Origin of the sequence: Streptomyces sp. NPDC003077 (genome assembly GCF_040611095.1) — a bacterium.
In the GTDB taxonomy this organism is placed as follows: Bacteria; Actinomycetota; Actinomycetes; order Streptomycetales; family Streptomycetaceae; genus Streptomyces.
On the sequence record NZ_JBEXNM010000089.1, the window covers coordinates 21,380 to 27,854 of the forward strand.

Here is a 6,475-nt window from a genome sequence, read left to right on the forward strand (position 1 = left end):
CCTCCGTCAGAGCCAGTCGGTCTCCGGGGTGGCCGCCGCCAGGGCCGCGTGCGCGTCGCGGAGTACCGGTCGGCCGTGCGAGACCAGGAGCGTCCCGGGCTTCAGCGCCGCCAGACGGTGGAAGGAGGCGATGGCCTGCTCCCGGTCGACGTTGAAGGGGCCCAGCACCAGGCGCCCCTCCCCCTCGCCGATGACGTCTCCGGGGAAGAGCACACCGGCGGACGGGAGGTGGAGTGCGACCGCGCCGGGGGTGTGGCCGGGGACGTGCAGGACGTGGACGGGTTCCGGCCAGCCGTCGAGGGTGTCGCCGTCGTGCAACTCGACGTCCACGGCGACGCGCCGCGGCGGCGTCCCCGACTCGGCCAGGTTGGCCCTGATGCTTTCGTGCAGGGCCTGTTCCGGGCCGGTCAGCGCGGGCGTGGGCTCCGGCGCCGTGCCCCGGATGGCCGGGGCGTCCAGCGCGCCGGCCAGCACGCGGGCGCCGGTGGCCGCCACGAGGTCCGCCGCCGAACCCATGTGGTCGGCGTGGGAGTGGGTCAGCACGATCTGCCGCAGGTCCTTCGGCCGGGCGCCGATGTGCGCCAGCCCGTCGAGGATCGCGGGGGCCGAGCCGGGGAGGGCGGTGTCGACGAGGGCGTAGCCGCCCGTTGCCGTTCCCTCGTCCGTTGCCGTTCCCTCGTCCGTTCCCGTTCCCTCGTCCGTTCCCGTTCCCTCGTCCGCTCCCCTGTCCGCTCCCCCGCCCCCGCTGTCGTCCTTGCTGCCGTCCGCCAGCCGGACGATGTAGACGTGGCCGACGGGAAAGGCCAGATGCCAGATATCAGGCGTGAGTTGGGCGGGTGTGGTCGTGGGTGTGGTCATGCCTCGGACGCTAACGGGTGGCCGTCGGAAAGCCACCGGCTGTGCGCCGAGGGCGGATTGTGCTCTCAGCGCACAGGCAGGCGGTTTCGCCTACGCGCTCACCACGTACCACTGCCGCGAAGAAGAGCGTAGGTAAAGGTGCCGGCCGCGGCCGACCGGTTGCGCGTACCGTTTGAGAGGAAGTCCGTTGGGCATGGTCAGTTGCGCCTCCTCGACGATTACCGCGTCCCGTTCCCCCAAGCGGCAGCGCCGTATTCGGTCTCCGGGTCCGCGACCGCCGCCCAGCAGGAGGACTTCCTCTCCGTGAACAGCTATTCCGCTGGGCGCGACCACCGGCGTTTTCCACACCCGGACGTGTCCATTGGCCTCGGCTCGGACGAGAGGAAACGTCGGGTAGTAGTTGGCCCAGGCGACGCCGTCACCGACGTTGAAGGCATACACCGTGTCGATGTGTTCGACGCCTTCGGGAGGCGCATACCCCCACTGCTGGTTACCACCGCTGTCCCAGCGCACCAGGCCGGGGTAGCTGATCGGGTCGATGTAAACGCCCTCGTCGAAGTACGCGCTCCACACGTTGTGACGTTGGTCCGCCATCATGAGCTGGACGGCCTTCCCCATGGCGAAACTGCGCCGGTGACGGCCGTCGCGACCGTAGATCTGGGAATTCAGACCCCCCGTGTCACCGTAGCCGTGCAAGAGGATTCGCCCATTGGGCAGCGAATCCACATTTGCGGGCCGCAACCTCACATCGTGAAGGACGCGTTCATGGATGGCGCCTTTGTTATTGATGACAAGAAGCGCGTCGAAAGGGTAACGACGAGGCTTGGGGTAGGGCCGTCCGTAGGAACTCGGTACGAGCTCGGCACCGGGACAGATCAGCCAAAGGGCTCTTCCCCAGGCATCCACCGTGGAGGTGAGGACCTCCGCGTCGTCGTACTGGCGAGGCAACAGTGCGTAGGGACGCAATGCCACCTTTTTCAAAAGATCACCTCGCGGGCGAACGAATATGGCTCGCCCATTCTCGCAGACGACTCGTGAGCGTCATCGCGCCGCCCCCTCGGAACCTGGACGCCAAGCCGGAATTCAGGCCGAGAGATCCTGCTCCTATTCCGTGTCCCGCTCCCGAAACGCCGGTAGTGCGAGGACGCGTTCCTTCGCCGGGTCCGCCATCAGCGCGATCAGCGGGAGGACCGCGTCCCACAGGTCCCGTTCCGCCACCTCCAGGGCCAGCGCCTCCAGTTCGGCGTCCGGCAGGGCGCCTGTCGCGTCCGCCACCACCTTGCGGGAAGGCTCGGGCAACTCCGTGGTCAGCGGCAGGAGCGCGGACCACGAACCGGTCGCCACCACGGCCGGAACGATCGCGGCCAGCACCTCCGGGTCGCGCAGCGACGGGAGCGCGGCCACGGTCCGCAGGTCGTCCTCGTCCAGCAGGGCCACCAGCGGCAGCAGCGCCTCCCAGAGGTGCTGCGCGTGGGTGGCCCGTACGAGTCCGTCCAGGCGCTCCGGCTCCTGGCGGGCGGCGAGCGCGGCGATCCTGGTGCGCCAGGCGGGACCGGCCATGGTGGCGATGGCCAGCGCCTCGGGCCACAGCCCGACGCCCGGGTACGAGGCCGGGTCTGAGGCCGTGCCCGAGGCCGTGTCCGTGCCCGCGTCGGGGATCTTCCCCGTCCCGCCCGTGTCCGCCGTATCGCCGCCGGAGCCGTTCCCGTTCGCGTCACCAGCCGCCCGTATGACCGAGGCCACCCGCTGCTCGCCCATCAAGTCCAGGACGGCGTCGAGGCGTTCGGGCAGGTCGATGAAGAAGCCGACCTTCAGGACGACGGTGTCGTCAAGGTGCTGGAGGATGCGTTCCAGCGTGTGGTCGCTCAGGTGGCCGACGAAGCGGCCCATGGTGAGGAAGTCGCCGCGCTCGGCGAGGGCGACGGCGACGCGGACCACGGTCTCCTCGTCCAGCCGTTCCACGACGGTCGGGATGCGACGCGGATCCAGGTGGGCACAGGATTCGGCGGTGAAGTCGATCGGCAGCTTCTCTATGATCCCGGCGGCGCGGGACGGGTCCAGCCGCCCGGCGACCGAGGCCGCCAGCCGGGGGCCCAGCGCCTTCTGCGAGATGGCGGCGGCCACCCCGGTCGGGATCAGCTTCGTGGCGGCGGCGATGCGGTCGAGCATGTCCGGGGCGCGGTCGTACAGCGCGTCGACGGCATGGGCCCGGAACTGCCGTACGTCCTCGACGGGCAGCGCGTACAGGAACTCCAGGGAGGACGGTTCGACGCCGAGCAACCGGGCGATCTTCTGGGCTTCGGCGCGGTGCTGGAGAGTGTCCATGGTCATCACGTCCCGGTCGGCGTCGGTGCCAGTGTCAATGACGGTGTCGGTGTCGGCGTCAGCGGAAGAGGATGCGGCGGACGGGGCCGCGGGCTAGCGCGGGAACCAGTTTGAGGGCCTTTTCGGCCGCGGCGCCGAGGCCTGACGCCCGGCGTTCGCGTTCGCGGTGCAGCGCGTCGGTGAGGAAGTCCAGGTCGGCGGGGGCGAGTGCGGTGAAGCCCGGGGGCGGCGGGACGCCAAGTTCGCGGCCCAGTCGTGCGTGTGCTTCGGCACCTGTTTCCACGGGTCCTCCCGAGTGGGCGTCGGTGGCTGCCCAGCAGGGTGGTGCCTCATTGACACTCGGTCAATAGAGCGAGTGGGACGGAACCCGACGCCCGCGCTCCGCGTCACATTCGCAACCCTGGAGGTTGCCATGCAAACGACAACTGGGCGGATGGGACGGATGGTTGTCGCCGCCGCGACCGCCGTCATGATCGTTTCGGGCTGCGGTACGGAGAACGGGAACACGGTGAGCACGATCCCGGATCGCGGCCCGTTCGACGAACGGGCGGAGCAGATCGCCCGCGACTGGCCGCAGGTCACGGAGGTCACCCGCCGGCTCGACCACCTGCTCCCGCTGGAAGGCGCCACCCGCCCGAAGGACCCCACCGCCCGGCAGGTGACGGTGACTGTCGGGCACGGTGCCTGCGACGCGCGTTTCGGCGCGCACGCACGCGAGATCGGGCGGTTCGTGGTGGTCGCGGGTTGGTCGGTGCTGAAGAACCCGAAGGGCAGTTGTACCGATCAGCTCGTCCTCGACAAGGTGACGGTGCACCTGAAGGCGGCGCTCGGGGACCGCCTCCTCGTGGACGCGGTCAGCGGGGAGCGACTGCCCAGGGGGTGAGGAGGGGTGCGGAGTTCCTCGGCCCCGGGCACGCGCAGGCCCTCCTCCCTGGGCGCGCGCACGCACCCCCTCCCTCTCTTGGGCGCGGCGGACGGTGACCGGTTTCGACCACGGTCTTCCGCCACTGCCCATATGACGAACGCTGCCGACGAATGCCGTGCGCCGTCCGCGTTCCATCCGTGATCGCAAATGGCCGATCCGGTGCGCCGTGGTGACGCTCCCGGGCACCCGGTACGCCCTACGCTCGCGCGTATGAGCCCTTCCTTCGCCTCCACCACGCGGGTGAAACTGCCGGAACTGCTGGAGTTCGTCCGCCCGCGCCACCGCGCGATCCTGCTCACCCGCCGCGCCGACGGCACCCCGCAGGGGTCGCCGGTGACCTGCGGCGTGGACGACGCCGGTGACATCGTCGTGGCGACCTACCCGGAACGCGCCAAGGCCCGCAACGTCCGGCGGGCGCCGTCGGTGAGCCTGCTCGTCCTGTCCGACGAGTGGAACGGGCCCTGGGTGCAGGTCGACGGCGCGGCCGAGGTCATCGACCCGCCGGATTCCGTGGAGCCGCTCGTGGAGTACTACCGCGCCGTCGCCGGCGAGCACCCGGACTGGGACGAGTACCGGGCGGCCATGCTGCGGCAGGGCAAGTCCCTGATCCGCGTCACGCCGCTCCGGTGGGGCCCGATCTCGACGGGCGGGTTCCCGCCGCGCCTGGCGGAGGAGGACCCGGGGACGGATCAGAGCGCGGGCTCGCACACCGATCAGGAGTAACAGAGGGGCAATGAGGAGCGGCGAAGCGGACCGTGGCCATACGACCACGGTCCGCTTCGCCGTTCTTCGTCAACGAGGTGCCACGCCGCCCGGGGCCCGACGCCACGCACCCCGCGCCTCCTCCACCGGCCACTGACGCACGCCTCCCGCCTGATCGGCCCGGCCGGGGAGGGCCCACGGGGGTTGCGCGGGACGGCAGGCCGCCCCGGGGCCCGCTGGCCGGGATCCGCCACCCGGGGCCCGGGGACCGGGGAACGCGCACGAAGAGCCCTCCATCGATCGCCCCCTCCCCTACGCAAAGCCCCTTACCTATAGCCCCCGCAAGAAAGCGCGGCCCCACATCGAACGCGAAAGTGACCTGGGCCACTAAAAGGCCGAAAGGGAGCCGAAAGGGAGCCGAAAGGAAAGTGGCGCGGGCCACTCCCTTCACCGCTGTGGGGTGTGGTCCAGGTCTCAGGAATGGCGGGTCGGGGCCTTTCCGGCGGGCCCGGATAAGGGCCGTGGGCGTGACGCCGGGCACAGGGCCGGGCAGGGCTACGGCCCGGGCTAGTAGCGGCCAGTCCGTGGGGTCCGGGGGTGAAACCCGTGCTGATCACCGTGCTGGTTGAAGTGTTTACGAAGGGGGATAGTTTCGGGTTCGGGAAAGACCCATTGCTTTCCATTTCGGGCATCTCGCATGATGGTGGAGCACCGGGAACGAGCGCCGCGTCTTTTGCCGCCCTTGCGGCTCACGCCAGTCCGCCGCCCGGCTTTCTCCCCGCTTTCCGGCCCTTGTCTGTGGCCGCCTGCTGTCCCCGTTCGGAAGAGGTTCTTTTCCGCATGAACGCTGCCGCCCTGCTTCGCTCCGCCCGCATTACCAAGACCCACAAGGCCTCCGCCGTGGCCCTGACCGCCGCCGGCTCCATCGCCGCCCTGGCCTTCACCGCCGCCCCGGGCCACGCCGTGGAGCCCACCGGCAAGGAGTCCCTGGCCGTGCGCCCGGTCGCCGCCGACGGCCAGCCCACCGCCAAGGTCGGTGCCGCCCCGGACGCGAAGAAGGGCGACCAGGCCACCACCGCCGCCTCGATCGCCCAGGCGCTGAAGGTCACCGGCGTGGACGCCCAGGGCCACACCGCCAAGGAAGCCGCCAACCGCTCGACGGACCGCAAGGCGATCACCGCCGACAAGCCGGCCAGCAAGCCGGCCGCCAAGCCGGCCAAGAAGGCCTACGCCGACAACCTGGACGGCTGGATCCGCGAGGCCCTGGACATCATGAAGGCCAAGGGCATCCCCGGCACCTACGAGGGCCTGCACCGCAACATCATGCGCGAGTCCAGCGGCAACCCCAACGCCGTCAACGACTGGGACATCAACGCCATCAACGGCATCCCGTCCAAGGGCCTGCTCCAGGTCATCCAGCCCACCTTCGACACGTACCACGTGCCCGGCACGGCCAACAAGCTGACCGACCCGGTCGCCAACATCACCGCCGCCGCCAACTACGCCGCCCACCGCTACGGCTCCATCGACAACGTCAACTCCGCGTACTGACGCACGTAGCGGAAACACCACAACCTCACACAGCCCCGGCGGGGCCGCCGCACCACGCGGCGGCCCCGCCGCCGCGGGACCCCGGCCCGCCGCCACCCCCCACCCCCCCCCCGG

7 protein-coding genes are annotated in these 6,475 nt (G+C 70.5%); 3 read left to right on the plus strand and 4 right to left on the minus strand.

What is annotated here, in order from left to right; genetic code table 11:
• Positions 1 to 6 precede the first annotated feature (6 nt).
• The 4 genes from ABZX96_RS34645 to ABZX96_RS34660 all read right to left on the minus strand — a co-directional run bounded on the left by ABZX96_RS34645 (position 7) and on the right by ABZX96_RS34660 (position 3,466).
• Positions 7 to 858, minus strand: a complete 852-nt coding sequence (locus ABZX96_RS34645) for an MBL fold metallo-hydrolase (RefSeq protein WP_355552413.1) — start codon at positions 856 to 858, stop codon at positions 7 to 9.
• A 90-nt stretch (positions 859 to 948) separates the two neighbouring features.
• On the minus strand, positions 949 to 1,830 hold the full coding sequence (locus ABZX96_RS34650) for a hypothetical protein (protein WP_355552442.1): 882 nt from the start codon (positions 1,828 to 1,830) through the stop codon (positions 949 to 951).
• A 132-nt stretch (positions 1,831 to 1,962) separates the two neighbouring features.
• Positions 1,963 to 3,189 (minus strand): hypothetical protein, encoded by a 1,227-nt coding sequence (locus ABZX96_RS34655; protein WP_355552416.1) that lies wholly within the window; start codon positions 3,187 to 3,189, stop codon positions 1,963 to 1,965.
• 52 nt (positions 3,190 to 3,241) lie between these two features.
• Positions 3,242 to 3,466 (minus strand): hypothetical protein, encoded by a 225-nt coding sequence (locus ABZX96_RS34660; RefSeq protein ID WP_355552419.1) that lies wholly within the window; start codon positions 3,464 to 3,466, stop codon positions 3,242 to 3,244.
• A 129-nt stretch (positions 3,467 to 3,595) separates the two neighbouring features.
• Here ABZX96_RS34660 and ABZX96_RS34665 point away from each other — a divergent pair, with 129 nt between their 5' ends.
• The 3 genes from ABZX96_RS34665 (at position 3,596) to ABZX96_RS34675 (ending at position 6,361) form a co-directional block, all read left to right on the plus strand.
• Entirely contained in the window at positions 3,596 to 4,066 is a 471-nt protein-coding gene (locus tag ABZX96_RS34665) for a hypothetical protein (protein ID WP_355552422.1), read from the plus strand.
• Between the two features lie 252 nt (positions 4,067 to 4,318).
• A complete protein-coding gene (locus tag ABZX96_RS34670) occupies positions 4,319 to 4,831 on the plus strand; it encodes a PPOX class F420-dependent oxidoreductase (RefSeq protein WP_355552425.1) in 513 nt (170 codons plus the stop codon).
• Between the two features lie 819 nt (positions 4,832 to 5,650).
• The gene (locus ABZX96_RS34675; RefSeq protein WP_355552428.1) at positions 5,651 to 6,361 is read left to right on the plus strand and encodes a transglycosylase SLT domain-containing protein; all 711 of its coding nucleotides are present in this window, start codon (positions 5,651 to 5,653) and stop codon (positions 6,359 to 6,361) included.
• Positions 6,362 to 6,475: the final 114 nt, after the last annotated feature.